27 protein-coding genes are annotated in these 26,980 nt (G+C 70.5%); 9 read left to right on the forward strand and 18 right to left on the reverse strand.

Going from position 1 to position 26,980, the window contains the following annotated elements; genetic code table 11:
* Positions 1–17 precede the first annotated feature (17 nt).
* Positions 18–1,496: an anion permease gene (locus tag BLT62_RS13405; RefSeq protein ID WP_083364516.1), complete on the reverse strand. Its 1,479-nt coding sequence runs from the start codon at positions 1,494–1,496 to the stop codon at positions 18–20.
* A gap of 178 nt (positions 1,497–1,674) precedes the next feature.
* On the opposite strand from BLT62_RS13405, the gene BLT62_RS13410 reads away from it, so the two are divergent.
* Both BLT62_RS13410 and BLT62_RS13415 read left to right on the forward strand, forming a co-directional pair.
* Entirely contained in the window at positions 1,675–2,115 is a 441-nt protein-coding gene (locus tag BLT62_RS13410) for a pyridoxamine 5'-phosphate oxidase family protein (RefSeq protein ID WP_083364517.1), read from the forward strand.
* 78 nt (positions 2,116–2,193) lie between these two features.
* On the forward strand, positions 2,194–2,802 hold the full coding sequence (locus tag BLT62_RS13415; RefSeq protein WP_083364518.1) for a flavin reductase family protein: 609 nt from the start codon (positions 2,194–2,196) through the stop codon (positions 2,800–2,802).
* A gap of 160 nt (positions 2,803–2,962) precedes the next feature.
* Here the strand turns inward: BLT62_RS13415 and BLT62_RS13420 are convergent, their stop codons facing one another.
* A complete protein-coding gene (locus BLT62_RS13420) occupies positions 2,963–3,790 on the reverse strand; it encodes a CPBP family intramembrane glutamic endopeptidase (protein ID WP_231919175.1) in 828 nt (275 codons plus the stop codon).
* Positions 3,791–3,875: 85 nt separating this feature from the next.
* Here BLT62_RS13420 and BLT62_RS13425 point away from each other — a divergent pair, with 85 nt between their 5' ends.
* Both BLT62_RS13425 and BLT62_RS13430 read left to right on the forward strand, forming a co-directional pair.
* Positions 3,876–5,033: a M4 family metallopeptidase gene (locus BLT62_RS13425; protein ID WP_083364520.1), complete on the forward strand. Its 1,158-nt coding sequence runs from the start codon at positions 3,876–3,878 to the stop codon at positions 5,031–5,033.
* Positions 5,030–5,329 (forward strand): protealysin inhibitor emfourin, encoded by a 300-nt coding sequence (locus BLT62_RS13430; protein WP_083364521.1) that lies wholly within the window; start codon positions 5,030–5,032, stop codon positions 5,327–5,329. The genes BLT62_RS13425 and BLT62_RS13430 overlap by 4 nt, the downstream gene beginning before the upstream one ends.
* Here BLT62_RS13430 and BLT62_RS13435 read toward each other — a convergent pair.
* Together BLT62_RS13435 and BLT62_RS13440 are read right to left on the reverse strand one after the other, a co-directional pair.
* Positions 5,265–6,002 carry a lysoplasmalogenase gene (locus tag BLT62_RS13435; protein WP_231919177.1) on the reverse strand — a complete coding sequence of 246 codons (738 nt, stop codon included), beginning with the start codon at positions 6,000–6,002 and terminating at the stop codon, positions 5,265–5,267. The two genes, BLT62_RS13430 and BLT62_RS13435, sit on opposite strands and share 65 nt — an antisense overlap.
* Before the next feature lie 35 nt (positions 6,003–6,037).
* Positions 6,038–6,589, reverse strand: coding sequence for an adenine phosphoribosyltransferase (locus BLT62_RS13440; RefSeq protein ID WP_083364523.1), 552 nt, complete (start codon positions 6,587–6,589; stop codon positions 6,038–6,040).
* 106 nt (positions 6,590–6,695) lie between these two features.
* Here BLT62_RS13440 and BLT62_RS13445 point away from each other — a divergent pair, with 106 nt between their 5' ends.
* Positions 6,696–7,823, forward strand: a complete 1,128-nt coding sequence (locus BLT62_RS13445; RefSeq protein ID WP_083364524.1) for a hypothetical protein — start codon at positions 6,696–6,698, stop codon at positions 7,821–7,823.
* Positions 7,824–7,914: 91 nt separating this feature from the next.
* On the opposite strand, the gene BLT62_RS13450 is transcribed toward BLT62_RS13445, so the two are convergent.
* From BLT62_RS13450 to BLT62_RS13495, 10 genes are all read right to left on the reverse strand, one after another.
* Complete coding sequence (locus BLT62_RS13450) at positions 7,915–8,286, reverse strand: FKBP-type peptidyl-prolyl cis-trans isomerase (protein ID WP_197675139.1); 372 nt, start codon at positions 8,284–8,286, stop codon at positions 7,915–7,917.
* A 215-nt stretch (positions 8,287–8,501) separates the two neighbouring features.
* A complete protein-coding gene (locus BLT62_RS13455; RefSeq protein ID WP_156786348.1) occupies positions 8,502–9,737 on the reverse strand; it encodes a PrsW family intramembrane metalloprotease in 1,236 nt (411 codons plus the stop codon).
* A 198-nt stretch (positions 9,738–9,935) separates the two neighbouring features.
* Positions 9,936–10,925 carry a CU044_5270 family protein gene (locus BLT62_RS13460; protein ID WP_083364526.1) on the reverse strand — a complete coding sequence of 330 codons (990 nt, stop codon included), beginning with the start codon at positions 10,923–10,925 and terminating at the stop codon, positions 9,936–9,938.
* Positions 10,922–11,470, reverse strand: a complete 549-nt coding sequence (locus BLT62_RS13465) for an RNA polymerase sigma factor (protein ID WP_083364527.1) — start codon at positions 11,468–11,470, stop codon at positions 10,922–10,924. The genes BLT62_RS13460 and BLT62_RS13465 overlap by 4 nt, the downstream gene beginning before the upstream one ends.
* A 153-nt stretch (positions 11,471–11,623) precedes the next feature.
* On the reverse strand, positions 11,624–12,988 hold the full coding sequence (gdhA, locus tag BLT62_RS13470; protein WP_083364528.1) for an NADP-specific glutamate dehydrogenase: 1,365 nt from the start codon (positions 12,986–12,988) through the stop codon (positions 11,624–11,626).
* 58 nt (positions 12,989–13,046) lie between these two features.
* Entirely contained in the window at positions 13,047–14,180 is a 1,134-nt protein-coding gene (locus tag BLT62_RS13475) for a YihY/virulence factor BrkB family protein (protein WP_172829712.1), read from the reverse strand.
* A gap of 212 nt (positions 14,181–14,392) precedes the next feature.
* Positions 14,393–15,553, reverse strand: coding sequence for a flavodoxin-dependent (E)-4-hydroxy-3-methylbut-2-enyl-diphosphate synthase (gene ispG, locus BLT62_RS13480; protein WP_172829713.1), 1,161 nt, complete (start codon positions 15,551–15,553; stop codon positions 14,393–14,395).
* A 129-nt stretch (positions 15,554–15,682) separates the two neighbouring features.
* Positions 15,683–16,345, reverse strand: coding sequence for a hypothetical protein (locus BLT62_RS13485; protein WP_156786349.1), 663 nt, complete (start codon positions 16,343–16,345; stop codon positions 15,683–15,685).
* A 207-nt stretch (positions 16,346–16,552) separates the two neighbouring features.
* Entirely contained in the window at positions 16,553–17,197 is a 645-nt protein-coding gene (locus tag BLT62_RS13490; RefSeq protein ID WP_172829714.1) for a 3-oxoacid CoA-transferase subunit B, read from the reverse strand.
* A gap of 1 nt (position 17,198) precedes the next feature.
* Positions 17,199–17,981 carry a CoA transferase subunit A gene (locus tag BLT62_RS13495; RefSeq protein ID WP_083364532.1) on the reverse strand — a complete coding sequence of 261 codons (783 nt, stop codon included), beginning with the start codon at positions 17,979–17,981 and terminating at the stop codon, positions 17,199–17,201.
* Positions 17,982–18,091: 110 nt separating this feature from the next.
* On the opposite strand from BLT62_RS13495, the gene BLT62_RS13500 reads away from it, so the two are divergent.
* A complete protein-coding gene (locus tag BLT62_RS13500) occupies positions 18,092–19,276 on the forward strand; it encodes an acetyl-CoA C-acetyltransferase (protein WP_083364533.1) in 1,185 nt (394 codons plus the stop codon).
* A gap of 52 nt (positions 19,277–19,328) precedes the next feature.
* Here BLT62_RS13500 and BLT62_RS13505 read toward each other — a convergent pair whose 3' ends face one another.
* Positions 19,329–19,709, reverse strand: coding sequence for a sec-independent translocase (locus BLT62_RS13505; RefSeq protein WP_083364534.1), 381 nt, complete (start codon positions 19,707–19,709; stop codon positions 19,329–19,331).
* An 88-nt stretch (positions 19,710–19,797) separates the two neighbouring features.
* On the opposite strand from BLT62_RS13505, the gene BLT62_RS13510 reads away from it, so the two are divergent.
* The gene (locus BLT62_RS13510; protein ID WP_083364535.1) at positions 19,798–20,430 is read left to right on the forward strand and encodes an O-methyltransferase; all 633 of its coding nucleotides are present in this window, start codon (positions 19,798–19,800) and stop codon (positions 20,428–20,430) included.
* Between the two features lie 82 nt (positions 20,431–20,512).
* Here the strand turns inward: BLT62_RS13510 and BLT62_RS13515 are convergent, their stop codons facing one another.
* From BLT62_RS13515 to dapE, 3 genes are all read right to left on the reverse strand, one after another.
* Positions 20,513–20,686: a DUF3117 domain-containing protein gene (locus BLT62_RS13515; RefSeq protein WP_082716883.1), complete on the reverse strand. Its 174-nt coding sequence runs from the start codon at positions 20,684–20,686 to the stop codon at positions 20,513–20,515.
* Positions 20,687–20,788: 102 nt separating this feature from the next.
* The gene (locus BLT62_RS13520; RefSeq protein WP_231919179.1) at positions 20,789–22,024 is read right to left on the reverse strand and encodes a hypothetical protein; all 1,236 of its coding nucleotides are present in this window, start codon (positions 22,022–22,024) and stop codon (positions 20,789–20,791) included.
* 2 nt (positions 22,025–22,026) lie between these two features.
* Positions 22,027–23,142 (reverse strand): succinyl-diaminopimelate desuccinylase, encoded by a 1,116-nt coding sequence (gene dapE, locus BLT62_RS13525; protein WP_231919180.1) that lies wholly within the window; start codon positions 23,140–23,142, stop codon positions 22,027–22,029.
* Positions 23,143–23,229: 87 nt separating this feature from the next.
* Here dapE and dapD point away from each other — a divergent pair, with 87 nt between their 5' ends.
* Together dapD and BLT62_RS13535 are read left to right on the forward strand one after the other, a co-directional pair.
* Entirely contained in the window at positions 23,230–24,222 is a 993-nt protein-coding gene (dapD, locus tag BLT62_RS13530) for a 2,3,4,5-tetrahydropyridine-2,6-dicarboxylate N-succinyltransferase (protein WP_083364536.1), read from the forward strand.
* A gap of 63 nt (positions 24,223–24,285) precedes the next feature.
* Positions 24,286–26,901, forward strand: coding sequence for a penicillin acylase family protein (locus tag BLT62_RS13535; protein WP_083364537.1), 2,616 nt, complete (start codon positions 24,286–24,288; stop codon positions 26,899–26,901).
* Positions 26,902–26,980 lie beyond the last annotated feature (79 nt).

Consider the following 26,980-nt stretch of genomic DNA (forward strand, 5'->3'; position numbering starts at 1 on the left):
GCCGCCGGTGCGCTGCGTCACCACATGCCGAGCAGCATCATCCACAGGCTCGAGGACACCGTCCAGATGGTGATGACGACGATGCTCATGATGAAGCCGACCCGGAACCACTCCGGCACCTTGATGTAGCCGGAGCCGTAGATCACCGCGGCCGGGCCGGAGGCGTAGTGGGTGAGGGCGCCGAACAGGTTGCCGATGAAGCCGAAGACGAGGGCGGCGAACAGCGGCGGGGCGCCGGTGCTGATCGCCGCGCCGAGGAACACGGCGTACATCGCCACGATCTGGGCGGTGTTCGAGGCGAAGAAGTAGTGCGCGTAGAAATAGACCAGGGTGAGGATGGCGAAGGCGACCAGCCAGGGCAGGCCGCCGACGGCACCGGCGACGCTGTCGCCCACCCAGGCGATCACGCCGAGCGCCTTGAGCTGGTCGGCCATGCCGATGAGCACCGAGAAGAAGATCAGCGTGCTCCAGGCCGAGGCGTTCTCGGCCATGTCCTTCCAGGTGATGACGCGCGTGACGAGCAGGATCGCGACGCCGACGAAGGCGGCCGCCGTCGCGTTGATGCCGAGCGTGTTGCCGAGCATCCACATCAGCAGCAGGAGCACGAAGGTCGCGCTCATCACGATCTCGCCGCGCGACATCCGCCCCATCGTGGCCAGCTCGCGCCTGGCCTGGGCGGGCGCCTCCGGCGTCTTGGTGATGCTCGGGCCGTACACCTTCGTCATCACCCACGGCACGGCGACGAGGCTGAGCAGCCCGGGCACCAGCGCGGCGAGCGCCCAGTTGCCCCAGGTGACGTCGATGCCCAGCGCGATGGCCTCCTTCTGGGCGATCGGGTTGCCCGCCATCGCGGTGATGAACATGGCCGAGGTGATGGCGTTCACCTGGGCGCTGGTCAGGGCCAGGTAGGAGCCGAGCTTGCGCCGGGACTCGTCACTGTCTGGCGTCGACTCCCGCTCGATGCTGAGCGAGGCGATGATCGGGTAGATGACGCCGCCGTTGCGGGCCGTGTTCGACGGCGTCGCCGGGGCGAGCACCAGGTCGGTCAGCGCCAGCCCGTAGCTGAGCCCCAGCGCGGAGCGGCCGAGTTTGGTGATGAACCAGAGTGCGATGCGGCGCCCCAGGCCGGTCAGCAGGAAGCCCTCCGCGATGAAGAAGGCGGCGACGATCAGCCAGACGGTCGAGTTCGCGAATCCCACGAGCGCCTCGGTGCCCGGGTCCATGGTGCCGGTGATCATGGCCAAGGCGAGCCCGATCAGGGCGACGGATGGCGTCGGCAGCGGTTGCAGGATGAGCCCGAGGATGGTGCCGACGAAGATGCCCAGCATGTGCATGCCACGCGGGTCGACGCCCTCCGGCGGCGGAATGAGATAGATCACGACGGTGACGAGGAGGATGGCCGCGACCTTGATCGTCATGCTCAGCCAGGCCGGCCGCCGGGTGGCAGGCTCGGCGCCGTTCGCGCCCCCGCCGGATTCTGATCGCGATCGTGCCATCGTTGTCCCCACCCGCTCGGTGAAACCCCGTTCGACGAGCCTGCCGCGCTGAAGGCTCCGTGTGCGGAACAGCATAGCGACGGTGCGCCCCATGCCGTCAAGGGCGGCGGGCGACTCGTTCCGAGAACGCTGCGCCCCGACGGGTGCGGTTCCGGCATCGGCGTGTCAGGATGAGGGCATGGCCAGAGATGAAGCCCCGATCATCGCCCTCTCCCCCGCGGAATCCTGGGAGCTGCTGCTCGGCGCGAGCCTGGGCCGGCTGGCGCTGACCGTCGGCGGCGTGCTCGACATCTACCCCGTCAACTACATCGCCCACGACGATGTGCTCACCATCCGCACCTCCGAGGGCACGAAGCTGCTCGAGCTCACGATCAACCCGAACGTCGCCTTCGAGATCGACGGCGTCGGCAGTGAGGAGGGCTGGAGCGTGGTCGTCAAGGGCACCGCGCGCATCCTGCAGACGGAGGCCGAGATCGCCGGCGCCGAGCAGCTGGAGCTCCAACCGCTCGTGCCCACCGAGAAGCACGTGTGGGTGCGCATCGTTCCGAGCGAGATCAGCGGGCGGCGCTTCCGGCTCGGCCCGGCGCCCGACGACACGCGCAGCTTCACCAACGTCTAGGCGGCGGGCGTCTCCTCCGGCTGCGCCCTGCCGCCGGACGGCCTTCCTGCCGCAGCGCACTCCTGCTTGACTGGGCGCATGCCGACGCACTTCTATCGCCCCGCCGAGGGGCACCGCCTGCCGCACGACCCGTTCAACGCCATCGTCGCGCCGCGCCCGATCGGCTGGATCGGCACGCTCTCCACCGCGGGCGTGCGCAACCTCGCGCCGTACAGCTTCTTCAACGCGCTCTCCTACACGCCGCCGCTGGTCGGCTTCTCCAGCACCTCCCGCAAGCACAGCGCCCGGAACGCGGAGGAGACGGGCGAGTTCACCTGGAACCTGGTCACCCGGGAGCTGGCCGAGCAGATGAACGCCAGCTCGCTGACGGCGGACGTCGACGAGTTCGCCGCGGCGGGGCTGGCGGCGGCGGCATCCGTCGAGATCGCGGCGCCCCGGGTGGCCGCCTCCCCGGTCAGCTTCGAGTGCCGGGTCGCCGACATCGTGCCGCTGCGCGGTGCGGACGGCCGGGCCTCCCGCGGGGTGTTCACCATCGGCGAGGTGGTCGCCGTGCACATCGACGAGGCGCTGCTCCAGGACGGCGTCTACCAGACGGCGCTCGCCCACCCGGTGATGCGCGGCGGCGGGCCGAGCGCGTACTTCGAGGCGCTCGCGGAGGGCCGTTTCGACCTGGTGCGGCCGGCCTAGGGGCGCCGCACCTGGCCTCCGCGGGCGCCGCGCGCTCGCGGCACTCGAAAAGTCTCGCGGCCCCCGACATACCGGGTGCCACGAGACTTTTCGGGGGCCGCGACGGCCGAAACCGGAGCGGAGCGCGCTCGCCGGGACCGCGACCAACGCCCTGGCCGGGCTAGCCGCCGAACCACTCCGGGTTGTGCGCGTAGACGATGACGAGGAACACCACCAGGTCGAAGAGGAGGTGCACCGTCACCACGTAGCTGAGCGAGCGCGTCATCCGGAAGATGGCGCCCTGCACCAGCGCGAACGGGATCGTCAGCAGCGGGCCCCAGCTCTGGTAGCCGAGCTCCCAGAGGAACGACACGAACACCACTGCCTGCAGCCCGTTCGCCAGCCACACCGGGAAGTGCCGGCAGAGCAGGGTGAACACGGTGCAGATGAAGAACAGCTCGTCCCAGATGCCGACGGCGTTCACCCCGATGAACAGGCGGATGACGGCATCCGGCTCGTGCACGGCCGGCCAGTTCTGGTAGCTGCCGCTGGAGATGAAGTAGACCGGCAGCAGCACGATCGCCATCACGACGACGGCGCCGAGGTAGATCCACTGGGCGCGCGTCCAGCGCCCGCTCCCCCGCCACGGGAAGCGGATGACGCGTTCCCGGTAGGCGAAGCGCTGCACCAGGTAGGGCACCGCGACGGCCGAGCCGAGCACCACCGCGAACAGCGCCATGTTCGGGTAGTCGATGTTGGCCTCGAGCGAGATGGTGCTGATGATCACGAGGCCGAGCGCGATCAGCAGCAGGTCACGGAACAGGGTGCGGTCGACGATCCAGGCGGACGCGACCCCGAGCAGCAGCACGGTGTAACCGGCGAGCGGGATCTGCACGCCGAACAGCAGCACCGCCGAGCCGCAGACCAGGGCGGCAGGCAGCAGCTTCCAGCTCAGCGCGGGCAGGGCGCTGGCGGCCGAAGGCGACGGGGCGACGGATGCGGGCTGCACGCGTTCAGCATGCCACATGCCCGTTGGCCGGCACAGGACGCCGACGACACTGGCCACCGTCCGACGCCCGGCCTATGCTCGGCGCATGGCGCAGCAACCGCATCGACATGACCCGCATCGGCACGAACAGCATCGGTGCCTCATCGTCCCGCCCTATCTGCTCGAGGCGGTCGCCCGGGCGGAGGCCGGGCGCTTCGCCACCGCGGCCCGGGCCGCCCGGGCCTCGCTCGAACACGACCGGCCGCTGCGGGCCGCACGCGCGAAGACAGCGCCGCGCCGCACGGCCGCCGCACCCGACGTCGCTGCACCCGATTCCGCCGCGCGCGCACGCGGGCTGCCGGGCCCGCCCACGCCGGGAGCGCCCCGTCGCCTGATCGCCGACGCGCGCGGGGTCGAGACCCTGCCCGGCGAGACCGTGCGCACGGAGGGAGACCCTCCCAGCTCCGACCAGAGCACCGACCAGGCCTACGACGGGCTCGGCAGCGGCTACGCGTTGTTCTGGCAGGCGTACGGCCGCGATTCGATCGACGGCGCGAACATGCCGCTCGAGGCCACGGTGCACTACGGCACCGCCTACGACAACGCGTTCTGGAACGGCAGCCGCATGGTCTTCGGGGACGGCGACGGTGAGGTCTTCCGGGGATTCACCGGCTCGCTCAGCGTGATCGGCCACGAACTGGCGCACGGCGTCACAGAGCGCACCGCTGGGCTGGCCTACCAGGGGCAATCGGGCGCCCTGAACGAGCACATCTCCGACGTCTTCGGCGCGCTCACCGAACAGCACAGCAGCGATCAGGGTGCGGGCCAGGCCAGTTGGTTGATCGGAGCCGAGATCTTCACGCCGGCTGTGCAGGGGAGGGCGCTGCGCGACATGCACAACCCCGGCACCGCCTACGACGACGACGTGCTCGGCAGCGACCCACAGCCGGCCCACATGCGCGGCTACATCACGACCCTCGAGGACAACGGCGGGGTGCACCTGAACTCCGGCATCCCCAACCGGGCGTTCACCCTGGCCGCCCTCGCGATCGGCGGCGCGGCCTGGAACGGTGCAGGGCTCATCTGGTACCGGGCGCTCACGAGCGGCGGCATCGAGCCGGATGCCGGCTTCGAGCGCTTCGCCCGCGCCACCCTCGACGCGGCGGCCGGGCTGTTCGGGCCGGGCTCGGCCGAACAGCGGGCGGTGCGCGCAGGCTGGATCGAGGTCGGCGTGCTGACCGCAACGGAAGGAGCAGGACGGTGATCGTGGTGATCTCGCGCAGCGGGGGCTTCGCCGGCATCCGGCTGACCTGGCAGCTACGACTCGATGACAGGCCGGACGCCTCCGACTGGTTGGCGCTGATCGCCGAACTGCCGTGGACCGAGATCACCGCGCGCGCACCGGAACCCGACCGCTACGTGTACACGATCCGCTGCGCCGACCAGACGGCCACCCTCAGCGAACCGCAACTCGAGGGCCCGTGGCGCGAGCTCGTCACCCGCGTGCAGCGGGAAGTGCCTCCGTCGCCGACCCGGCGGCAGCCCGGCGCTGCACACTGACGACGCCCCAGGCGATCAGCCCCTGGCCCGCCAGGTAGGTGACCATGATCAGGAAGCCGGACTGCCAGAGGTCGAGGGTGGCCAGGAACTTGTTGCTGCCGAGCAGGGTGTCCGAGACGAGGAACAGCGCGCCGCCGCAGGCAATAGCCAGGGTGCCCCGGCTCGCCGCGGCCGCCATCGCCCCGAGCACCAGGCCGTACAGCGCGACGGGAATCAGCAGGCTGCCGAGGGAGGGGCCGAGCAGCGCGACGAAGGCGAGCCACCAGAGCAGGTAGACCAGCGCCCAGGCGCGCGGCCGGGCGTAGCCGAGGCCGCGCACGAACAGCAGCAGGTAGGCGACGTGGGCGAGCAGGAAGAAGCTGAGCCCGAGCACGAAGAAGAAGTCGTTCGCGTAGAGCGGGGTGATGTCGCCCAGCCAGGACAGCGTGATCGCGGCGAGCAGCAGCGCCGTGGCGGTGGAGCGCCGGGCCGGCGTCGCGGCAATGACGGCTAACACGAGCGCCGGCATCAGCAGCCACTTCGAGAAGTTCGCCGCGGCGCCGAGATGCAGGAACTGGAAAACCAGATGCAGTGCCGAGAGCACCAGGAACGGTGCGAAGGCGGGCAGCGGCTTCAACAGGCTCGTCACCGCGGGGGCGAACGCGTGCGTGTTGCTCGGCGACATCGACGTCATCTGGTCATCCTGCCCGAAGTGAGCCGCCGACCGCGTCATTCGGCGAGCAAAACCTGGGTGTCGTAGCCGGCGAGCTGCTCGCGGCCGTCCAGCTCGGCCAGCTCGAACAGCACGCCGATGCCGGCGACCGCGTAGCCGGCCCGCTCGATCAGGCGGGCGGCGGCGCTCAGGGTACCGCCGGTGGCGAGGATGTCGTCGAGCACCAGCACGCGGGCGCCGGGCGCCAGCTGGTTCGGCTCGAGCTCGAGTGTCGCCGTGCCGTACTCGAGATCGTAGCTCTCGGCGATCACCTCGCCGGGCAGCTTGCCCGCCTTGCGCACGACGAGCAGTCCGGTCCCGGTGGCGTAGGCGGCGGCCGCGGCGAGCACGAAGCCGCGCGCCTCGACTCCGGCGACGGCGTCGAAGCGGCCGGCGAAGCGCGCCACCAGCTCGTCGACGATGACCTTGAACGCGGGCCCATCGGCGAACACCGGTGCCACATCGCGGAACAGGATCCCCGGCTTCGGGAAGTCCGGGATCTCGGTGAGCAGGCGCTTGAGCTCGTCGGAGGCGGAGGGGGTGGCGTGGGCAGCGGGTTCGAAAGTCACCCCTTAACGCTAGACGACGGATGCCGCGCCGTGAGACGGATGCCGCGGCATCCGACACGTGCGCCGCGGCGCCCAGCCGGCGCGCCGCCGTGCTTTACTGACCGGCATGAACCCCGCGTCGATCGACTACCGCCCGCTCACCGAGCCGGTGGCCCCGGGCGCCGTCACCGCCTTTCGGAGTTGGGCCCGTTCGACACGGCAGCCCTGGCTGCGCGCATCCGACGCCTCGCAGGCTGCCGTCGTGATCTTCACCGTGCTCGCCGGGGTCATCGCCGTCGCCGTCGTGACGACGGCTGTGTCGATCATGCTGGTGGCGGCCGCGGCCCTCGGCTGGGCCGTTCTGTTCGTCGCCGTGCCGGTGTTGCTGCTGCTCGGGGCGGGCATGCTGCTGGCGGTGTTCCTCGTGCGGCGCGCGGCGCCGTTCGGCGGCTGGGAGCAGCGGTACCGGCTCTTCCACTTCGCGCGGGCCAACGGCATGGAGTGGTACCCGCAGATCGCGGACCCCGGCTACCCCGGCCTCCTCTTCGACCGCGGCTCTGCGCGCGCCGCCTACGCCGGGGCGCGGGCCAGCAGCGGGCGGGCACTCGACATCGGCAACTACACGTACACGACCGGTTCGGGCGATGACCGCACCGTGCACCGGTGGGGGTTCCTGGCGCTCCGGCTGGACCGGCGGATCCCGCACTGCGTCGTCGACGCGCGGGCCAACAACGCGCTCTTCGGCGCCTCGAACCTCGGGTCCTTCGCCCGGGGGCAGGTGCTTCGGCTCGAGGGCGACTTCAACGAACACTTCACGCTCTACTGCCCGCGCGGCTACGAGGCCGACGCGCTGTACATCTTCACGCCGGACCTGATGGCACTGCTGATCGACCACAGCAGCGCCTTCGACGTCGAGATCGTCGACGACTGGATGTTCGTCTACTCGCCCACCCCGTGGAACACGCTGGACCCGGCCGACTGGGCGCGGCTGTTCGCCATCGCAGACACCGTGGGACGCAAGGCCGTGTCGCAGACCGAGCGCTACCGCGACGCGCGCGGCGCGGCACTGCCCGCGCCGCCCTCCTCCCCCGCGGCGGGGAGCGCCGACGACGTAGTCGGCCCCGGGGGGCGGCGCCTCGCCCCGCGACTCCCGGTCGCGGCGATCGTTGCCGTCGTCGCGCTGTTCGTGCTGCCGCTGCTGGCCATCGCGGCGCTGGGGCTGGCCAGCTCCTGGACGACGTCGGTCCTGCCCTGACGGATGCAGCGGCATCCGCGCCCGCGCACACAGACAGGCCCCGCGCACACACGAGGTGGGCGCGGGGCCTGTGCAGTGCGGGCGGTGCCGTTTAGCTGACGCCGAGCAGGTCGATCACGAAGATCAGGGTCTTGCCGGAGAGGTGGTGGCCTCCGCCGGCCGGGCCGTAGGCCTGGTGCGGGGGCACGACGAGCTTGCGGCGGCCGCCGACCTTCATGCCGGGGATGCCTTCCTGCCAGCCCGCGATGAGGCGGTTCAGCGGGAAGTTGATCGACTGGCCGCGGCCCCAGGAGGAGTCGAACTCGTCGCCGGACTCGTACTCGACGCCGAGGTAGTGCACGTCGACGGTGGCACCGGGGGTGGCCTCTGCACCGTCGCCGACGACGATGTCCTCGATGACGAGGGCCTCGGGCGCCGGGCCCTCCGGGAATTCGATTTCGGGCTTTGCGTTCATATCAGTCATGCGACTATCCAAGCCGATTCGGCGTCGTTTTGCACGCCGACGCGACGCCCGCCGCATGCCGCCTGAGACTTTGACGGTAATGCTTGCGTTCCACGCGGGGGCGGGGGAAGATGAGAACTGATCAACTTATCGCCCGGTCGAGTCGCAGGCACTGCCGCACCACCGGGCGATGGGTTGTTTAACGGGCAGTGCTGCACGGCACGTCGCCCGGCCGTTTAGCGCGTCGGCGGGGCCAGCAACACGGCGCGGTCAAGGGTGACGGCCTCCAGCAGGGCGCGCTCCGCCTCCGCCGTGTCGGCCGAGGCACGCCCCTCCCGCAGCCGCTGGCGCACGAACGCGAGCCGAGTGGCGTGCCGGATGAACCGCCGCATCTCGACCCGTTTGTCGCCGGGCAGGGTGCGGGCCCAGCGGGCTGCCGCCCGCCGACCGGATGCCGTGGCCAACATGACGACCTCGCCGTCGGCGAACCAGCCGGCCGCGGCGTACTCCTGCAGGCTCTCCACGGTGGCGCGCTGCTCGGCGCGGCGCAGCCAGAGCACGATGCCGATGGCGAAGAGGAAGAGCGGCACCTGCACCAGGAAGTAGTAGCCGTAGAAGTCCGTCACCACGAGGAGGGCGCCGTTCCACAGTGCGTGCAGGGCGATCGCCGCGGCCAGGCCGAACGCGAAGTAACCGAGGATGCCGGCGCCGCGGGTGCGCGTGGCGCCGAACCCCAGCGCGATGCCGGTGCAGGCGGTGAACATGACGTGTGCGAACGGCGAGAAGAGTCCGCGCAGCAGGAAAGTGGAGCCGAGCTGGTCCGCGCCGCCCTCGATGAGGGCCTCACCGAAGTAGAGGATGTTCTCGGTGAAGGCGAAGCCGGCGGCGCCGACCGCCGCGTAGACGAGGCCGTCGACCGGGCCGTCCAGGCTCCTCTTGGCGATCCAAACGAGCAGCAGCACCCCGAGCCCCTTCGCGATCTCCTCCACGATCGGTGCCTGGATCGCGATCGAGAGCGCCTCGGCCTGCCCGGCGTTGCCGCCAGAGACGAGCAGCTGCTGCAGGCCGCGGTTGACCAGCAGAGAGATGCCGACGGCCACGCCGGCGCCCCAGAACAGGGCAAAGCCGAGCACCCAGCGCGGCTCCGGCTCCCACCGGTCGATCCAGCGCACGGCGAACAGCACCCCGATGAGCGGCACGACCGCCACGACGGTGCAGAGCAGCACGGCGCCGGGACCGAAGGAGCGGACGAAGGAGGCGATCACGACGAGCAGCAGCGCCGCGCCGATCGCGATGCCAATCACGCCGAGCCGGAAGCCGAGTGCCCCGGTGCGCCCCGGTCGAGGCGCGAACTGGACAGGCAACATGGACGCCGCGGCGGCGGATGTCGGGGGCTGCGCGGCCGACGGCAGCAGTCGCTGCGGCCCGTCGGCGAGCGTGGTGCCGGCGGCAGCCGGAGTCGGTGAGGTCACTCGCTCAGGCTAACGGATGCCGGCCTCCGCTCCCGGCGCGCCGCTGCTCCCGCTGCCGGTCAGCGGATGCGAGCCGCGTTCCCGCAGCCGGTCGGCGGATGCGGGCCACAACACGCCGGCAAACCGGGGCGTTGCGGCCCGAAAGCGCCGGCGCATCCGCTGACTGGCCAAGCGGCGGCGGCGTTCCGGTACGCGCTTCTAGGGTGCGGCGTTGACGACGCTCGTCTGCACGGTTGACCAGCTGTACGTCGTTCCGGCGGCTAGCCCGCCCTCGTCGGTGAGCCAGACCCCACGGGTGCCGATGAGCTGGCCCGTCTGCGGGTCGATGATGATCTCATCGCGCATCAGCGACGCGCGAGCGGGCTCGGTGTGCCCGAGTGCGACGCCCGTGCGGCCGTCGAGAGTCGCCATCTGCTCGACAATCGAGACTCCGGGCACCAGCGCGGCCGTTCGGTAGAGCGCGGCGCGGAGATCGGCGGGCACCTCGCCCGTGCGCAGGAGGTCGGTGATGCGCACCCACACGTCCTCATCGATCGACGACGACCCGCCGACATACGCGGCGTAGAACTGATCGCGCAGCGTTGCCGGGTCGCGGGAGTAGCCGTCGAAGTCTCCCTCGCCTCGCGCGGGCCCACCGTAGAAGGCGCCTGCGCGGGCTCGGAGCACACCGTTGAGATCTGGGTCGTCGTCGACGGTTGCGTTGCCCAGTTCGGCCGCCGCCTGCCCCGCCGCGCTGAAGAACACCGTCGCGGGGAGAACCCGGCGCTCCCACACCCAGGTGTCCGAACGGTCGCTCGGAATGTACAAGGTGTCGGTGGCCATGTGCTGCCACATTGGGGCTTCCCGCGTTCCGTCGGTCACGCCGGAGGCCCTGACCGTGGCAATGCGGAGGAACTGACCGGGACCCACCACCGGGTCTGAGGTCTTGACGGTCTCGATCGCGGCGTGGTCGAGGAACTCGACTGCCTGAGCGCTCGCGCCGCGGGTGCGATCGTTGGGCATGACGATACTCGCCACGATAAGGGCGGTGGTGAGCGCGCCGACCCCGACGGCGACGAGGCCGAAGCGGCGTACACGGCGCGGCCTCTGCGGCTGCGGGGTGAGCGGTTCCATAGGCGCCACTCGGTGCATGACGGCGGTGCGCATCGACGCGATCTGTTCCGGCGTCGGACCAAGCTGGGTGTTCATGAGAGCCCTTCGTGCTGGGTGAGGAGTCTGAGTCGGAGCGTGCGCCGGACGGCCGAGAGCCGGTTGCGCACCACGCCATGGCTAACGCCCATGGCGTCGGCTGCCTTCTGGTAGCTCAGCCCTTCGGAGATGCACAGGTGGTAGAGCGTCTGGTCCGCCTCGGAAAGCTCATCGATCGCCTCGGCGATGGCGGCGCCCAGCATCCGGGCGAGCGCTTCCTCCTCCGCGCCGCGCTGCGGGTGCAGCGCGAAGACCTCTGCTGAGTCCAGCGAGGCGTTCCGCGTCTCCCGTCCCCGCAGCTTGATCCGGTTCAGGCTGAGGTTGCGTGTCGTGACCAGGAGCCAGGGCAGCAGCGACTCGTCGACAATCCGAATCTTCGACCGTTTGACCCAGACGAGGACGAAGACCTCCTGGGTGATGTCCTCGGCATCGGCGACCTTCCCCAGCATGCGCAACGCGTACCGATAGACCGAGGTCACATGCGTGTCGTATAGCTGACCAAAGGACGCGGCGTCGCCGGCCTCCAACCACAGACGTTCGCTCATCAGCCCTCCCCTGTTTGTGTGCTCATGCTCAGTAGTGTCCGGACGGCCTAAATCGTCTGAGATTCGCCCCGCGCGCTTTTCCCCCGCGCACGACGAAGGCCGAGCCCGGCGCTGTGCGCGGGCTCGGCCTTCGAGAGCTTACTGCGGTGCTGACTAGACGACGCCGAGGGCGAGCATCGCGTCGGCGACGCGGGTGAAGCCGGAGATGTTGGCGCCGAGCACGTAGTTGCCGGGCTCGCCGTACTCCTCCGCGGTGCGGGCGCAACGCTCGTGGATGCCCTTCATGATCACCGCGAGGCGCTGCTCGGTGTGCTCGAAGCTCCAGGAGTCGCGGCTGGCATTCTGCTGCATCTCCAGCGCGGAGGTGGCGACACCGCCGGCGTTGGCCGCCTTGCCGGGTGCGAAGAGCACGCCGGCCTCGGAGAACACGCGCACGGCCGCCGGGGTGCAGGGCATGTTGGCGCCCTCGGCGACGGCGCTCACGCCGCCGGCGACGAGCATGGCGGCCGAAGCGTCGTCCAGCTCGTTCTGGGTGGCGCACGGCAGGGCGACGTCGATGGAGACCTCGCTGGCGATCGACCAGATGTTGCCCTGCGGGCGGTACTCGGATGCCGAGCCGCGCAGTTCCGCGTAGTCGCTCAGGCGGCCGCGCTTGACCTCCTTCACCTCGCGCAGGAGCTCGAGGTCGAGGCCGTCGCGGTCGTAGACGACGCCGGCGGAGTCGGAGCAGGCCACGACGACGCCGCCGAGCTGGTGCACCTTCTCGATGGCGTAGAGGGCCACGTTGCCGGAACCGGAGACGAGCACGCGGGCGCCGTCGAAGTTCTTGCCGCGGGTGGCGAGCATCTGCTCGGCGAAGAAGACGGTGCCGTAGCCGGTGGCCTCGGTGCGCACGAGCGATCCGCCCCAGCCGATGCCCTTGCCGGTGAGCACGCCGGACTCGTAGCGGTTGGTGATGCGCTTGTACTGGCCGAACAGGTAGCCGATCTCCCGGCCGCCGACGCCGATGTCACCGGCGGGCACGTCGGTGTACTCGCCGATGTGGCGGTACAGCTCGGTCATGAAGCTCTGGCAGAAACGCATGATCTCGGCATCCGAGCGACCCTTGGGGTCGAAGTCGCTGCCGCCCTTGCCGCCGCCGATGGGCATGCCGGTCAGGGCGTTCTTGAAGATCTGCTCGAAGCCGAGGAACTTGACGGTGCCGAGGGTGACCGTCGGGTGGAAGCGGAGCCCACCCTTGTACGGGCCGAGGGCCGAGTTGAACTCGACCCGGAAGCCGCGGTTGATGTGCACGCGGCCGGAGTCGTCGGTCCACGGCACGCGGAAGATGATCTGGCGCTCCGGCTCGCAGATGCGCTCCAGCACGGAACCCTCCGCGTAGTGCGGGTGACGCTCGATCACGCGACCCAACGACTCGAACACCTCGCGCGCCGCCTGGTGGAACTCCGGCTCACCCGCGTTGCGGCGAAGTACCTGGTCGAAGATCGGCTGGATTTTCGGGTCGAGGGTCGTTGTCATCGAAGAGTCACTTTCGTAGGAGGCACGAAGATTGCGCGTATCTCGGGCGGGAATCGCGTTACACCGATCGTCCGGGATCGCCGGACTGACCAGCACGAGGGGTGCTGGGGTGTTCAGGGGTGAGAGCGGCCGCGACGGTCATCGCGGAGGCTAGCTCCTGCTGGGCCTGCAGAACGCGCTGTGTCGCGCGGAGCACCCGACGCTCGGCCGTTGAGCGCATTGCTACGGTATCAGTGATTTCTGAGCGCCTGTCGTCGACGCCGGTCGCGACCCACGCGGCGATCATCAGCAGCAGCTGGTTCATCAGGTTGAACCAGATCAACACCCCGATCAGGGCCGTGAACGACGCCAGCAGGGGGTTGGCGGCCACCCCGCCGAGTAGTGAGCCGCCGAGCAGCTGCAGCACCGTCATCGCCGCGCCGCCGAGCAGGGCTCCGCGCCAGAGGATGCCGCCGGGCACCTGGATGCCGGAGATCACCAGGAACAGGGCGACGAGGGTGAGGGTGTCGATGACGAAGACCAGCAGCGTGGCGACGGCCTGGCTGAGCAGCACGAACCCGGCCCCGCTCGTGGACGCCCCCAGCGCCCCCGCGAGCAGGCCGAGTGCGGAGGTGCTGAGCACACTGAGCACCGCAGCGGCGACGAGGGCGAGGCCGAGCGCGAGCGCCATCCCGAGGTCGCGCAGCGTCAACAGCAGGAAGAAGGTGGTGTCGTTCGGCAGCCGGAAGATGCCGCGCACGGCGGTGCGGGTCGCGCCGATCCAGCCGATCGATGTGACGACGAGCCCGACCAGGGCGATGATGCCCGAGATGCCCAGGCTGAGGGGCTGGATGAGGGAGTCCGGGTCGACGAGGGCCTCCTCGTCGCTGCCAGGGGCCTGCAGCAGGCCGGGGATGAAGCCGTTGATCAGGTCGATCAGCGCGGCCCACACGGCCGGGTTGGCCGCCAGCCAGAGCCCGGCCAGGGTGAACCCGACGTAGACGCCGGCGAAGACGGCGAACAGCGCCTGGTACGACATGCCGGCGGCCAGCAGCGGGGCGTGGTGCCCGGTGTAGCGGTTGAACACCCGCACCGGCTTGAGCGCCAGCACGAACTCGACGACGGCTGTGCCCCAGCGGATCGGGCCCGCGAAGCGGCGCTTGAGCGCGGCGAGCCAGCGCGGCGTGCCGGGCTCTGGCTCGTTCTCTGTCATGGCGCCAGCGTAGTGGGCGCGCGGGCCCCGGCCACCCTGTGCGCGGTGTTGGCTTCGGTCGCTGGCGCTCCCTCGAGCCAACGTGGACATGCACGCCGGCGCGAGGGCGGCGCCTCTCCCCACGTCGGCTGAGGGCGCCGCGCCGCGACGAAGGAGCAGCGCAGCGCCCGAAGCCCGGGAGCCAACGCGACACGGCCCCGCCGGCAGTTGGCCTAGTTGGCGCCGACGGTGACGGTCGGGGTGCCGACCGAGGTGTCGTCGGCCGGCATCTCGGCCGCGATGCGGTTGGCCTCTTCGATCAGGGTGGCGACGATGTCGGCCTCCGGCACGGTCTTGATGACCTGGCCCTTGACGAAGATCTGTCCCTTGCCGTTGCCGGATGCGACGCCGAGGTCGGCCTCGCGGGCCTCGCCCGGGCCGTTCACGACGCAGCCCATCACGGCGACGCGGAGCGGCACGGTCATGCCCTCCAGGCCGTCGGTGACGTCGTTGGCGAGCTTGTAGACGTCGACCTGGGCGCGGCCGCAGCTCGGGCAGGAGACGATCTCGAGCTTGCGCTCGCGCAGGTTCAGCGACTGCAGGATCTGCAAGCCGACCTTGATCTCCTCCACCGGCGGGGCCGACAGCGAGACGCGGATGGTGTCGCCGATGCCCTCGGAGAGCAGGATGCCGAAGGCAGTCGCGCTCTTGATGGTGCCCTGGAAGGCGGGGCCGGCCTCGGTGACGCCGAGGTGCAGCGGCCAGTCGCCGCGCTCGGCCAGCTGGCGGTAGGCCTTGACCATGACGATCGGGTCGTTGTGCTTGACCGAGATCTTGAAGTCGTGGAAGTCGTGCTCCTCGAACAGGCTCGCCTCCCAGACGGCGCTCTCCACGAGCGCCTCCGCGGTGGGCTTGCCGTACTTCTGCAGCAGGCTGGGCTCCAGCGAGCCGGCGTTGACGCCGATGCGCAGCGAGACGCCCGCGGCCTTCGCGGCGGCGGCGATCTTGCCGACCTGGTCGTCGAACTTGCGGATGTTGCCCGGGTTCACGCGCACGGCGGCACAGCCGGCGTCGATCGCGGCGTAGACGTAGTTCGGCTGGAAGTGGATGTCGGCGATGACCGGGATCTGGCTCTTCTTGGCGATGATCGGCAGCGCCTCCGCGTCATCACGGCTCGGCACCGCGACGCGCACGATGTCGCATCCGGATGCCGTCAGCTCGGCGATCTGTTGCAGGGTCGCGTTGATGTTCGTCGTCGGTGTCGTCGTCATGGACTGGACGCTCACCTGAGCGTCGCCACCGACGAGGACCTTGCCTACCTTGATCTGACGGGACTTGCGCCTAGGGGCGAGGACCTCGGGGACCTTGGGCATTCCCAAATTAATTGCAGCCACCCGGTCAGCTTACGCGTCGAGACTGAGTGAGAGGCGAACCGGCGGGGCCAGACGCAGCCGGCGCGGAGAGCCGAGGTGTCACGATGCTCTGCACGAGGGCTGTCTCCGGGAGACGATCGCCTCGGCGGTTCAGTGGCCTGGGACGCCGAAGTTCGTCGGGGCAAAGATCTGCGTGATGGCCGTGGCCGACGGCTCGGCGCTCATCGAGACGGCCCAGGCGTTGGGGTGGTCCGGGTTGTCACCACTCGCCGCGCCGAGCTCGGTGCCGAACTCTGCGGGAAAGTGGAACGCCCCGAACTCCTGCACAGTCCACCCGTGCTCGGCAAGTATCGGCGCCGTCTCCGTGCCCACCTGATAACCCTGAACCGTCTCGACGGACGCAATCTCGCCGATGCTCGGCGCGCTCACGCTGACTTGCAGGTTCGTGAGGCCCGGGAACAGCCCGTCAACCGGCTCGGGGTCGAGCACGGTGAGTCCCGGCCACTCGTATCGCACGCTCGGCGGTGACTCCAGGCCTCCGCCGTCTTCGCGGACCTCCGGCGCAGCGCCGATGGCGACGGTCAACGCGGCGATCATCGTCTCCGCTGGATCCTCATACGACACCGCAAGCACGGTGGCCCCGCTTGTGTCGTTCAGTTCGATTCCGTCTGGCCGAACGACGAGGGTGGAGACCTCTTCGACGGGGTCGGCAGCGGGCACGGCGTCGGGCGCCGCCGTCTCCGTCGTGAGGGCAGGCGTGCCTCCGGCGGGTGGAGTGGAGCCAACCGGGGTGGCGCACCCGGTGAACGCCATGCCGAAAACACAGCAGGCAAGGACCAGGGCGGTTGGGTTCGAGCGTCGGCGCATGGTGAGTCCCCTCTCCTCCACGCCACCGGCAGCTCAGGCGCTGCATACACAATCGCAGATCCGTGGGCAAAAGCAAGAGGAATTTTGCGCGCTGACACTCGCCTACCCGTTCGCCACCCTCTGGGGGCTTCCGTGGGAGTACTGAGCCAGTCCTCAGCGGGTGTCCAGGCGCAGCTCGAGTGGCGGCTCCGTTGCCGCCACGACCTCGTCGATGCTGACGCCGGGGGCCGTCTCCACAAGCACGAGACCGTCCGCGGTGACGTCGATGACGGCGAGGTCGGTGATGATGCGATTGACGACGCCCCTGCCGGTGAGCGGCAGCGAGCACTCGTTCACGATCTTCGCGCTGCCGTCGCGGGCGAGATGCTCCATCAGCACGATCACCCGTTCGGCGCCGTGCACGAGGTCCATTGCGCCGCCCGGGCCCTTCACCATCTTGCCGGGGATCATCCAGTTGGCGAGGTCGCCGGATGCCGACACCTGCATGGCCCCGAGGATGGCGGCCTGCACTTTGCCGCCGCGGATCATGCCGAAACTCAGCGCCGAGTCGAAGAACGCGGCGCCCGGCAGCACAGTGACCGTCTCCTTGCCCGCGTTGATCAGGTCGGGGTCGACGTCGGCCTCGGCCGGGTACGGCCCGACGCCGAGGATGCCGTTCTCGCTCTGCAACACGAGCGTGACGCCGGCCGGCACGTAGTTCGGCACCAGTGTCGGCAGCCCGATGCCGAGGTTGACGTAGGAGCCGTCGGCGAGCTCCGCCGCGGCACGGGCGGCCATCTGCTCCCGGGTGAGGGCCATCTCAGCTCGCCTCCTGCGCGGGGCGCACCGTGCGCCGTTCGATGCGCTTCTCGATGTCGCCGCCAACCTCCACGACGCGGTGCACGTAGACGCCGGGCAGGTGCACGGCATCCGGGTCGATCTGACCCGGTTCGACCAGTTCCTCCACCTCGGCGATGCACACCCGCCCGGCCATCGCGGCCAGCGGCGAGAAGTTGCGTGCCGACTTGTTGAAGACGAGGTTGCCGTAGCGGTCGCCGCGGAGGGCATGCACCAGGGCGAAGTCGGTGCTGATGGCGGGCTCAAGCACGAAGTCCCTCAGCCGGCCGTTCACCTCGAACTGCTGTGTCTGCTTGGCCGGGGACGCCTGCGCGACGGTGCCGTCCGGGCGGTAGCGCTGCGGCAGGCCGCCGTCGGCCACCTGAGTTCCGACGCCGGTCTGGGTGAAGAACGCGGCGATGCCGCTGCCGCCGGCCCGGAGCTTCTCGGCCAGCGAGCCCTGCGGGGTGAGCTCCAGCTCGAGCTCTCCGCTCAGGTAGCGCCGCTCGAACTCCTTGTTCTCGCCGACGTACGAGGACGTCATCTTGCGGATGCGGCCGGCCGCGAGCAGCAGCCCGAGGCCCCAGTCGTCGACGCCGCAGTTGTTGCTGACGACGGAGAGGTCGCGGGCGCCGGCCTCCAGCAACGCGGTGATCAACACCATCGGGTTGCCGCACAGGCCGAAGCCGCCGACCGCGATCGACGCGGCATCCGGGATGTCGGCGACGGCCGCGGCGGCCGACTCCACGACTTTGTCGATCGCCATCGGGCACCATCCTTCCTCGGGCGCGCGGCCCCGGTACGCTGACTGAAAAGTACGATGGAAGTTGAATGAGTGTCAAGGAATCGGGCACTCGACGTGACAAAGGAGTCCGCATGCAGCCAATCGAGGTCGTCATCCTGGCCGGAGCCCGCACCCCGCAGGGTCGTGTCAACGGCCAGCTGGCCAGCAGGACCGCCGTGCAGCTGGGCGCGACGGCCATCGCCGGCGCGCTCGTCCGCAGCGGGGTGGACGCCGGCCAGGTGCAGGCCGTGATCATGGGCCAGGTGCTGCAGGCCGGCGTCGGCCAGAACCCGGCCAGGCAGAGCGCGATCGAGGCCGGAATCCCGTGGGGCGTCAACGCCGTCACGCTGAACAAGGTGTGCCTCTCCGGGCTCGCCGCCGTCGTCGACGCGGCCCGTCTGATCCGCTTGGGCGAGGCGGATGTCGTCGTCGCCGGCGGCCAGGAGTCGATGACGAATGCTCCGCACCTGCTGCCGGGCTCCCGCCGCGGCTGGCCGTACGGCAGCGTCGAGATGCTCGACCACGCCGCATACGACGGGCTGACCGACGCGTTCGACGGGCTCTCCATGGGCCTGTCCACGGAGCGCTCGATCACGGAGCTCGGAATCGGCCGGGTGGAGCAGGACGAGTTCGCGGCGCGCTCACACCAGCGGGCCGGGGCGGCCGCGGCATCCGGAATCTTCGACGACGAGATCGTGCCCGTCTCGGTGCCACAGCGGCGGGGCGAGCCCCTGGTCGTGCTCGCCGACGAGGGCGTGCGCCCGGACAGCACCGCCGAGACGCTCGGCGCCCTGCGCCCCGCGTTCGATGCGGAGGGCTCTATCACGGCCGGCAACTCCTCGCCGCTCAGCGACGGCGCGAGCGCGCTGGTGCTGGCCAGCCGGGAGTGGGCGGAGGCGAACGGGCACGGGTGGCTGGCGGTCGTGGAGGCCTCCGGGCACGTGGCCGGTCCGGACAACTCGCTGCACTCGCAGCCGTCGCACGCGATCGACGCCGCGCTGGCACGGCAGGGCTGGGAGGTCGGCTCGCTCGACCTGGTCGAGATCAACGAGGCGTTCGCGGCCGTCGGCGTGCAGTCGACCCGCGACCTCGGCATCGACCCGGAGATCGTGAACGTGCACGGCGGGGCGATCGCGCTCGGGCACCCGATCGGGGCCTCCGGCGCCCGACTCGCGCTGCACGCCGCGCTCGAGCTGCACCGGCGCGGCGGCGGCCGGGCGGCCGTGGCGCTCTGCGGCGGTGGCGGCCAGGGCGACGCGCTGCTGCTCAGCCTCTGAGCAGGAGCGCGACTCCGCACGCCGGCTCGAGGGGTGGAGCTACGCGTCGGGCCTAGGTGGCCTCGGAGTCGAAGGGGGCCAGCTCGCCGGCGCCGAGCGGCACCGTGGCCTTGCGCACCGGGGCCGAGCGCGCGGCACGCGTCAGGGTGGGCGCCGCGGCCGCCGCAGCGACCGTGGGCTCATCGTCGCTCAGCGCCTCGCGGATGATGCGCCGCGGGTCGTACTGGCGCGGGTCGAGCTTCTTCCAGTCGACGTCGTCGAAGTCGGGGCCCATCTCATCGCGCATGCGGTCCTTGGCGCCGTTGGCCATGTCGCGCAGCTGGCGGACGAGTCGGCCCAGCTGAGCCGCATAGTGCGGCAGCTTCTCCGGACCGAGCAGAAAGACGGCAATGATGCCAATAATCAGCACCTTCTCCATCGTCAACCCGAACATGTCTTCAGAATAACCTGCGGCGAGGCTTCCCCCAGCATTGCCCACGTCCCCGTACTCTGGAATTCACACATTCACCGGGAGCTACAACGTGTCTGACAATGACCTGAACTGGAAGTACGCCGACGACGTCGTCACCGAATCCGATGCGCTGAGCAAGGCCAGACAGCAGTCGCTCGAGCTCGGCATCGACCCGATCTCCCCCGCGACCGGCGCGCAGATCGCGGTCATCGCCGCCGCCACGGCCGCGACGAACATCGTCGAGATCGGCACGGGCGTCGGCGTCTCCGGCATGTGGCTGTTCGCCGGCGCGCCCGGTGCAACGCTGACCTCCATCGACACCGAGCTCGACCATCAGCTGCACGCGAAGGCCAACTTCGCCGAGGCCGGCATCCCCACCAACCGGGTACGCCTGATCCCCGGCCGGGCCCTGGACGTGCTGCCGCGCATGAACGAGAACTCCTACGACATCGTCCTGATCGACGCGGATGCCGCCAGCGTGATCGAGTACGTCGAGCACGGCCTCCGCCTCGCCCGCCCGGGCGGCACCGTCCTGGTTCCGCACGCGCTCTGGCGCGGACGCGTGGCCGACCCGGCCAAGCGCGACGACCTGGCGACCGGCTTCCGCACGCTGATCACCGAGATCGCGGCATCCGGTGCCGTCGTCAGCGCCCTCTCCCCCGCCGGGGACGGCCTGCTGCAGCTGACCAAGCGCGGCGTCTGAGCCCCGCTCAGCTCCCCGAGGACGCAAAAGCCCCGCGGCTGCCGATGGCAGCCGCGGGGCTTTTCAATTCGAACTCCGGCGACTATGCCGGGGCGACGACGCTTGCGAGAGCGTCATGAAGTTCCTTGGCCTCGGCGTCATTAACCGAGACTACGAGGCGCCCCCCGCCTTCGAGTGGAACGCGCACAATGATCAGGCGCCCTTCCTTTACCGCTTCCATAGGTCCGTCTCCGGTCCTCGGCTTCATGGCTGCCATGGCTTCCCCTTTCGTGGCAAGTCTGTACTCATTATCTCGTAAGGTGACGACAGAGAAAAATCAGCCCCGTCACGCACCGCTATCATCGGGCGGCAACACCGGTCACGGGGGCGTCCAATCCAGCCCGTCGACGCCCCAGCCGATGAGCAGCCAGCCCCACTGCAGCGCCACCCCGATGACGAGCAGCGCCCCCCGGTAGACCCGCGAGCGCGGCACGGCCAGCGCCCCAAGCAGCGGGAACATCGGCATCAGCAGGCGGAACACGCTGGATTGCGGGAAGAACACGGCGAGCAGGTAGAGCGCATAGCTGGCGACCCAGATCCGCAGGTCGACGCCGAGGCGCCTCACCGCGGGGGTGAACAGCAGCGCCGCGAAGCCGACGATCAGCAGCACGACGAGCGCCGGGCCGAGCGGGCTGCCCAGCCACCAGTCCGCGCTCTGGAACCAGGGGGTGAACGGCACCAGCTCCTGGTGCCCGATGTACGCGGAGCGCCAGGACAGCTCGGTGTCGGTGTACGACGAGAGGTCGCCGGTGGCGACGGCGGCCGCCAGCAGCCAGGCCACGCCCATCACCGCGCTGAACAGGGCCACGGATGCCGCGAGCACCGCCTCCCGGGCCGGGAACGGGTCCCGCCGGCGCACCGCGAAGCGGTAGACGACGTGCAGGCCGAGGGCCAGTGCGAACGCCAGGCCGCTCGGCCGGGTGAGCGCCATCACCGCGATGACCGGGAACAGCAGGGCGTAGCGGCGTTCCATCAGCAGCAGCAGGGCCAGCGCCAGCAGCATCAGATAGAGCGACTCGGCGTACGCGAACTGCAGCAGCGGTGAGAGCGGCGCGAAGCAGAACAGCGCCACCGCGAACAGGGCGCTGCCGGCCGGCAGCACCCGGATCATCATCCGATAGAACAACAGCGCGGTGCCGAGCGCGGCCGCGAGCGAGACGAACACGGCCAGTGGCGCCCACGGGATGCCGGTGACCTCCATCAGCCCGCGCACCAGCAGCGGGTAGACGGGCATGAACGCCCACGCGTTCTCGGCGACGTGGCCGGTGGCGTCCACCGGCAGCTCGCTGGGGTAGCCCCAGCCGGAGATGATCTGGTACCAGCGGCCGTCCCACATGTTGGCGAAGCTGAAGTAGTCCGGGTGGTCACCCGTCCACGGGTTGGCCAGCTGCACGCTGGCCAGGATCAGCACCAGGGTGGTCGTGACGATCCGCGAGAGCAGGAACACCGCCATCACGCGCAGCCACCACGGGCTCAGCCGGTAGCGCACCCGCAGCGCGGTCAGCGGGTTGCTGCCGCGCGGCTCGGTGCCGCGCTCGGCCGAGGCGTGCTGCACGCTCAGTGGCCGCTCAGCCAGGCGCGGAGGGCGCGCTCGCCGTCGGTGATCTGCTGGAGCGGCACCCGCTCGTCATCGGCGTGCGCCTTGAGCGGGTTGCCCGGCCCGAAGTTCACGGCCGGGATGCCGAGGGCGCTGAAGCGGGCGACGTCCGTCCAGCCGTACTTGGGCCGGGGCTCCGCGCCGACGGCGGCGACGAAGTTGCGGGCGATCGGGGCGTCCAGGCCCGGCCGGGCCCCCTCCGCGGCATCCACGACCAGAATCTCGTAGCCGGGGAACAGCTCGTGCATGTGCGCGGTCGCCTCGGCGACGCTGCGGCTCGGAGCGAAGCGGTAGTTGATCTGCACCATGGCCTCGTCGGGGATGACGTTCCCGGCCACTCCCCCGCTGATGCCGACCGCGTTCAAGCCCTCGCGGTAGACGAGCCCCTCGACCTCGACCTCGCGCGGCACGTAGGCCGCGAGCGTGTCCAGCACCGGGCCGAGCTTGTGGATGGCGTTGTCGCCGACCCAGGCGCGCGCCGAGTGAGCCCGCAGACCGCGGGTGCGCAGCTCGATCCGCAGGGTGCCGTTGCAGCCGCCCTCCACCTGGCCGTTGCTCGGCTCGCCCAGGATGGCGAAGTCGCCCTCGAAGAGGTCTGGGCGGTCGGCGGCGAGGAGCCCGAGGCCGTTCAGCTCCGAGGAGACCTCCTCGTTGTCGTACCACATCCAGGTCACGTCGACCCGGGGCTCTGCCAGCTCGGCGGCGAGCTTCAGCTGCACCGCGACGCCCGCCTTCATGTCGACGGTGCCCCGGCCCCAGAGGTAGTCGTGGCCCTCGACCGTCTCGAACCGGGTCGGCAGGTTGGCGTTGACCGGGACCGTGTCGATGTGGCCGGCGATAACGACGCGCTGCGCGCGGCCGAGTCGCGTGCGGGCGACAACGCAGTTGCCGTGCCGGATCAGTTCGAGGTGGGCGGCATCGGCCAGGCTCGCCTCGATGGCGTCGGCCAGCCGCTTCTCGGTGCCGGAGACGGAGTCGATGTCGCAGATCTGGCGGGTGATGTCGACCGAGCTGGCGGCGAGGTCCAGCCGCTCCGGGCCGGGTGCAGCGCTGCGAGGGGAGGGTGAGTCGGCCATGCCCCCAGCGTAGCTTCCGGATGCCACGAGCTGCGGCATCCGGAACACACAGCGCAACAGCAGCGGGCACGCCAGTATTCTGGGGGAATGCACGCTTCCGAGCCCTCCGGCGCCCCCGCACACCCGTCTGCCGCCACGCACGCCTGGGCTTCCGGCCTCAGCACCATCGCCGCGGACGGCACCGTGCTCGACGCCTGGTTCCCGGCTCCGGCACTCGGCCGCCGGCCGGCGGCCGTCGATCGCTGGATCGCGCCCGCAGACCTCGCCGCGCTGATCGGCGCGGACGCCCGCCGCGCCGTGCGGGTTGACTTCGTCAACATCGAGATCGAGCTGGCGGCCGCCCCCGCCGGAACCGCCGACGCCTACCTGCGCCTGCACCTGCTCTCTCACCTGCTGGTGCGCCCCAACACGATCAACCTGGATGGCATCTTCGGCCACCTGCCGAACGTGGCCTGGACCAACGCCGGCCCGATCGCGCCGGCTGACCTCGACCGCCTGCGCCCGCAGCTGCAGCGGGCAGGCATCCACGTCACGGGCCTGGACAAGTTCCCCCGCCTGCTCGACTACGTCACGCCGGAGCGGGTGCGCATCGCGGATGCCTCCCGGGTACGCCTCGGCGCCCACCTCGCCCCCGGCACCACCGTCATGCACGAGGGCTTCGTGAACTTCAACGCGGGCACCCTGGGCTCCTCGATGGTGGAGGGCCGCATCTCCCAGGGCGTCGTCGTCGGCGACGGCGCCGACATCGGCGGCGGCGCCTCGATCATGGGCACCCTCTCCGGCGGCGGCACCGAGCGCATCAGCATCGGCGCGCGGGCCCTGCTCGGCGCCAACTCGGGCGTCGGCATCTCGATCGGCGACGACACCGTCGTCGAGGCGGGGCTCTACGTCACGGCCGGCACGAAGGTCGTCGTGGTCGACCCTACCGCCGCGGCCGGCTCCCCCGCCCGCACGGTCAAGGCCAGCGACCTCTCCGGCGTGCCGAATCTGCTGTTCCGGCGCAACTCGCTGAGCGGCGCCGTCGAGGTGCTGCCGCGGGACGGCAGCGGCATCGTGTTGAACGCCGCCCTGCACGCCTGAGCGAGGGCGCCGGGACTTCCGTATACAGTCGCAGTGACGGGGAATCGCGACGAGGGAGTTGTTGTGGGAACGGATGCACCACGATCACGACGGCACCGGGGGGTGCGGGCGCTCATCGCGGTGCTGGCCACACTGCTCGTGCTGCTCATCGTCACGGCCGGCATCGGCGTCTGGACGGTGCAGCGCTCCTTCCCCACGACGAGCGGCACGCTGACCGTGCCCGGGCTGACCCAGCCGGTTGCCGTGGCGAGGGATTCCGCCGGCATCCCGCAGATCACCGCCGACAACGCGCACGACCTGTTCTACGCGCAGGGCTTCGTGCACTCGCAGGACCGCTTCTGGGAGATGGACTTCCGTCGGCACGTGACCAGCGGACGCCTGTCCGAGATGTTCGGCGCCTCCCAGATCGGCACCGACTCCTTTATCCGCACCCTCGGCTGGCGCACCATCGCCGAGGCCGAGGTGGCCATGCTCGACCCGGAGACGCTCGGCTACTACCAGGCGTACGCCGACGGGGTGAACGCCTACCTCGGCAGCCGTTCCGGGGCCGACCTCTCCCTCGAGTACGCGGTGCTCGGCCTGCAGAACTCGGAGTACCAGCCGGAGCGCTGGACGCCCGCCGATTCCGTGGCCTGGCTGAAGGCGATGGCGTGGGACCTGCGCAGCAACCTGGAGGATGAGATCGACCGGGCGCTGCTGGCGGCGGCGCTGCCGCCCGCAGACGTGGCGCTGCTGCACCCCGGCTACCCCTTCGCCAGCCACCCGACGATCGTGGGCGGCGCGGTCGCCCCAGCCGCCGCCCCGGCATCCGTCGATGTCGCGCCGCTGCCGGCTGAGGCGTCGGACGCCGCTGAGGCACCGGATGCCGCTGCCGCTCCGGACGCATCTGCCGCGCTCGCCCAGCCGGACGCGCTCGCCTCGCTCGCCGCGCTCAAGGAGAACCTCGCTGCACTGCCCGAGCTGCTCGGCCCGGCCGGCAACGAGATCGGCTCGAACTCGTGGGTGGCGTCCGGGGCGCTGACGGCATCCGGCGCGCCCCTGCTCGCGAACGACCCGCACCTCGGCGCCGTGATGCCGTCGGTCTGGTACCAGATGGGCCTGCGCTGCAGCGAGATTTCGGATGCCTGCCCGTTCGACGTGGCCGGGTACAGCTTCTCCGGCCTGCCCGGCATCATCATCGGCCACAACGACACCATCGCCTGGGGGCTGACCAATCTGGGCCCGGATGTCGCCGACCTGTTCCTGGAGCGCGTCGGCCCCGACGGATACGAGCTGGACGGCGCCGTGCAGCCGCTGACCGTGCACACCGAGACGATCAAGGTCGCCGGCGGCGAGCCGGTGAAGCTGGAGATCCGCTCCACCGCGCGCGGACCCCTGGTCAGCGACATCACCCCGCAGTTCACCAGCATCGCCGAGGACTACCCGGGCGCGAGCAGGCAGCCGGCCGGCGAGTACGCCCTGTCACTGCAGTGGACGGCGCTCGTGCCCGGCCAGACGCCCTCCGCGGTCTTCGCGATCAACAAGGCCCGCAACTGGGACGAGTTCCGGGCCGGTGCCCGTCTGTTCGAGGTGCCGTCGCAGAACCTCCTCTACGCCGACGTCACCGGCAACATCGGCTACCAGGCTCCGGGCCGGATCCCGATCCGGAGCGCGGGCGACGGCACGCTGCCGCTGCCCGGCTGGACGAGCGCGAACGGCTGGGTGGGCGAGATCCCGTTCGAGCAGCTGCCGAGCGTGTACAACCCGCCGAGCGGCCTGATCGTCACCGCCAACAACTCGGCCGTCGGTCCCGACTTCCCGCAGATGATCACCCAGGACTGGGATCTCGGCTACCGCGCCCAGCAGATCGACGGGCGGCTCGCGGCCGAGATCGCCGCCGGCACGAAGTTCACGCCGAGCAGTATGGCCGCCATCCAGGCCGACAACTTCAATGCGAACGCGGCGGCGCTCGCGCCGGTGCTCGCGGCGCTCCCGCTGCGCCCCGAGGCGGCCGAGGCGCAGCGGCTGCTCGCGAACTGGGACTACTCGGATGACGCCGACTCGGCGGCATCCGCCTACTTCAACATGATCTGGCGGCAGCTGTTGGCGGCGATGTTCCACGACAAGCTGCCAGAGGGCACTTGGCCGGCCGGCGGCGACCGCTGGTTCGGCGTCGTCGGCGGCCTGCTCGAGCAGCCGGACTCGCCGTGGTGGACGAACGAGCGACTCGGCATCTCCGGGCGCGACGCCATGCTCACGTATGCGGCGGAGGAGGCGTGGGCGGAGGGCGTCGAGGAGCTCGGCAACGACCCGCGTAAGTGGGAATGGGGCGATCTGCACACGCTGACGCTCACGAATGCGAGCTTCGGCGAGTCGGGCATCGCGGCGATCGAGTGGCTGTTCAACCGCGGCCCGTTCCCGGTCGCCGGCGGATCCTCGGTCGTCAACGCGGTCGGCTGGGACGCGACGACCGGTTACACGGTCGACTGGGTGCCGTCGATGCGCATGGTGGTCAGCCTCGCCGACTTCGACGACTCCAGCTGGGTGAACCTGACCGGTGCGTCCGGGCACGCGTTCAACCCGCACTACGACGACCAGGCGCCGCTCTGGCAGAAGCACAAGACCCGGCCGTGGGCGTTCACCCCGGATGCCGTGCGCGACTCCACCCACGACGTGCTGCAGCTCGAGCCCGCGCGGTAGGGGCACTCTCGCGGCGCCCGCTCCCGCTGGTCGAGCTCGCGGCGCCCGCTCCCGCTGGTGGCTTCGGCCGCTGGCTCTC

This window comes from Microterricola viridarii (assembly GCF_900104895.1).
Lineage (GTDB): Bacteria > Actinomycetota > Actinomycetes > Actinomycetales > Microbacteriaceae > Microterricola > Microterricola viridarii.

What these genes read in the sequence shown, in the direction of transcription:
- BLT62_RS13435 (WP_231919177.1), bottom strand. Translation starts at nt 6,002, where the DNA reads ATGACGTCGATGTCGCCGAGCAACACGCACGCGTTCGCCCCCGCGGTG.
- BLT62_RS13485 (WP_156786349.1), bottom strand. Translation starts at nt 16,345, where the DNA reads ATGGCGTTCACCGGGTGCGCCACCCCGGTTGGCTCCACTCCACCCGCC.
- dapE (WP_231919180.1), bottom strand. Translation starts at nt 23,142, where the DNA reads ATGGCCGACTCACCCTCCCCTCGCAGCGCTGCACCCGGCCCGGAGCGG.
- dapD (WP_083364536.1), top strand. Translation starts at nt 23,230, where the DNA reads ATGCACGCTTCCGAGCCCTCCGGCGCCCCCGCACACCCGTCTGCCGCC.
- BLT62_RS13405 (WP_083364516.1), bottom strand. Translation starts at nt 1,496, where the DNA reads ATGGCACGATCGCGATCAGAATCCGGCGGGGGCGCGAACGGCGCCGAG.
- BLT62_RS13460 (WP_083364526.1), bottom strand. Translation starts at nt 10,925, where the DNA reads ATGAACACCCAGCTTGGTCCGACGCCGGAACAGATCGCGTCGATGCGC.
- BLT62_RS13465 (WP_083364527.1), bottom strand. Translation starts at nt 11,470, where the DNA reads ATGAGCGAACGTCTGTGGTTGGAGGCCGGCGACGCCGCGTCCTTTGGT.
- BLT62_RS13505 (WP_083364534.1), bottom strand. Translation starts at nt 19,709, where the DNA reads ATGTTCGGGTTGACGATGGAGAAGGTGCTGATTATTGGCATCATTGCC.
- BLT62_RS13495 (WP_083364532.1), bottom strand. Translation starts at nt 17,981, where the DNA reads ATGGCGATCGACAAAGTCGTGGAGTCGGCCGCCGCGGCCGTCGCCGAC.
- BLT62_RS13410 (WP_083364517.1), top strand. Translation starts at nt 1,675, where the DNA reads ATGGCCAGAGATGAAGCCCCGATCATCGCCCTCTCCCCCGCGGAATCC.
- BLT62_RS13415 (WP_083364518.1), top strand. Translation starts at nt 2,194, where the DNA reads ATGCCGACGCACTTCTATCGCCCCGCCGAGGGGCACCGCCTGCCGCAC.
- BLT62_RS13450 (WP_197675139.1), bottom strand. Translation starts at nt 8,286, where the DNA reads ATGACTGATATGAACGCAAAGCCCGAAATCGAATTCCCGGAGGGCCCG.
- BLT62_RS13500 (WP_083364533.1), top strand. Translation starts at nt 18,092, where the DNA reads ATGCAGCCAATCGAGGTCGTCATCCTGGCCGGAGCCCGCACCCCGCAG.
- BLT62_RS13490 (WP_172829714.1), bottom strand. Translation starts at nt 17,197, where the DNA reads ATGGCCCTCACCCGGGAGCAGATGGCCGCCCGTGCCGCGGCGGAGCTC.
- gdhA (WP_083364528.1), bottom strand. Translation starts at nt 12,988, where the DNA reads ATGACAACGACCCTCGACCCGAAAATCCAGCCGATCTTCGACCAGGTA.
- BLT62_RS13515 (WP_082716883.1), bottom strand. Translation starts at nt 20,686, where the DNA reads ATGGCAGCCATGAAGCCGAGGACCGGAGACGGACCTATGGAAGCGGTA.
- BLT62_RS13445 (WP_083364524.1), top strand. Translation starts at nt 6,696, where the DNA reads ATGAACCCCGCGTCGATCGACTACCGCCCGCTCACCGAGCCGGTGGCC.
- BLT62_RS13425 (WP_083364520.1), top strand. Translation starts at nt 3,876, where the DNA reads ATGGCGCAGCAACCGCATCGACATGACCCGCATCGGCACGAACAGCAT.
- BLT62_RS13475 (WP_172829712.1), bottom strand. Translation starts at nt 14,180, where the DNA reads ATGACAGAGAACGAGCCAGAGCCCGGCACGCCGCGCTGGCTCGCCGCG.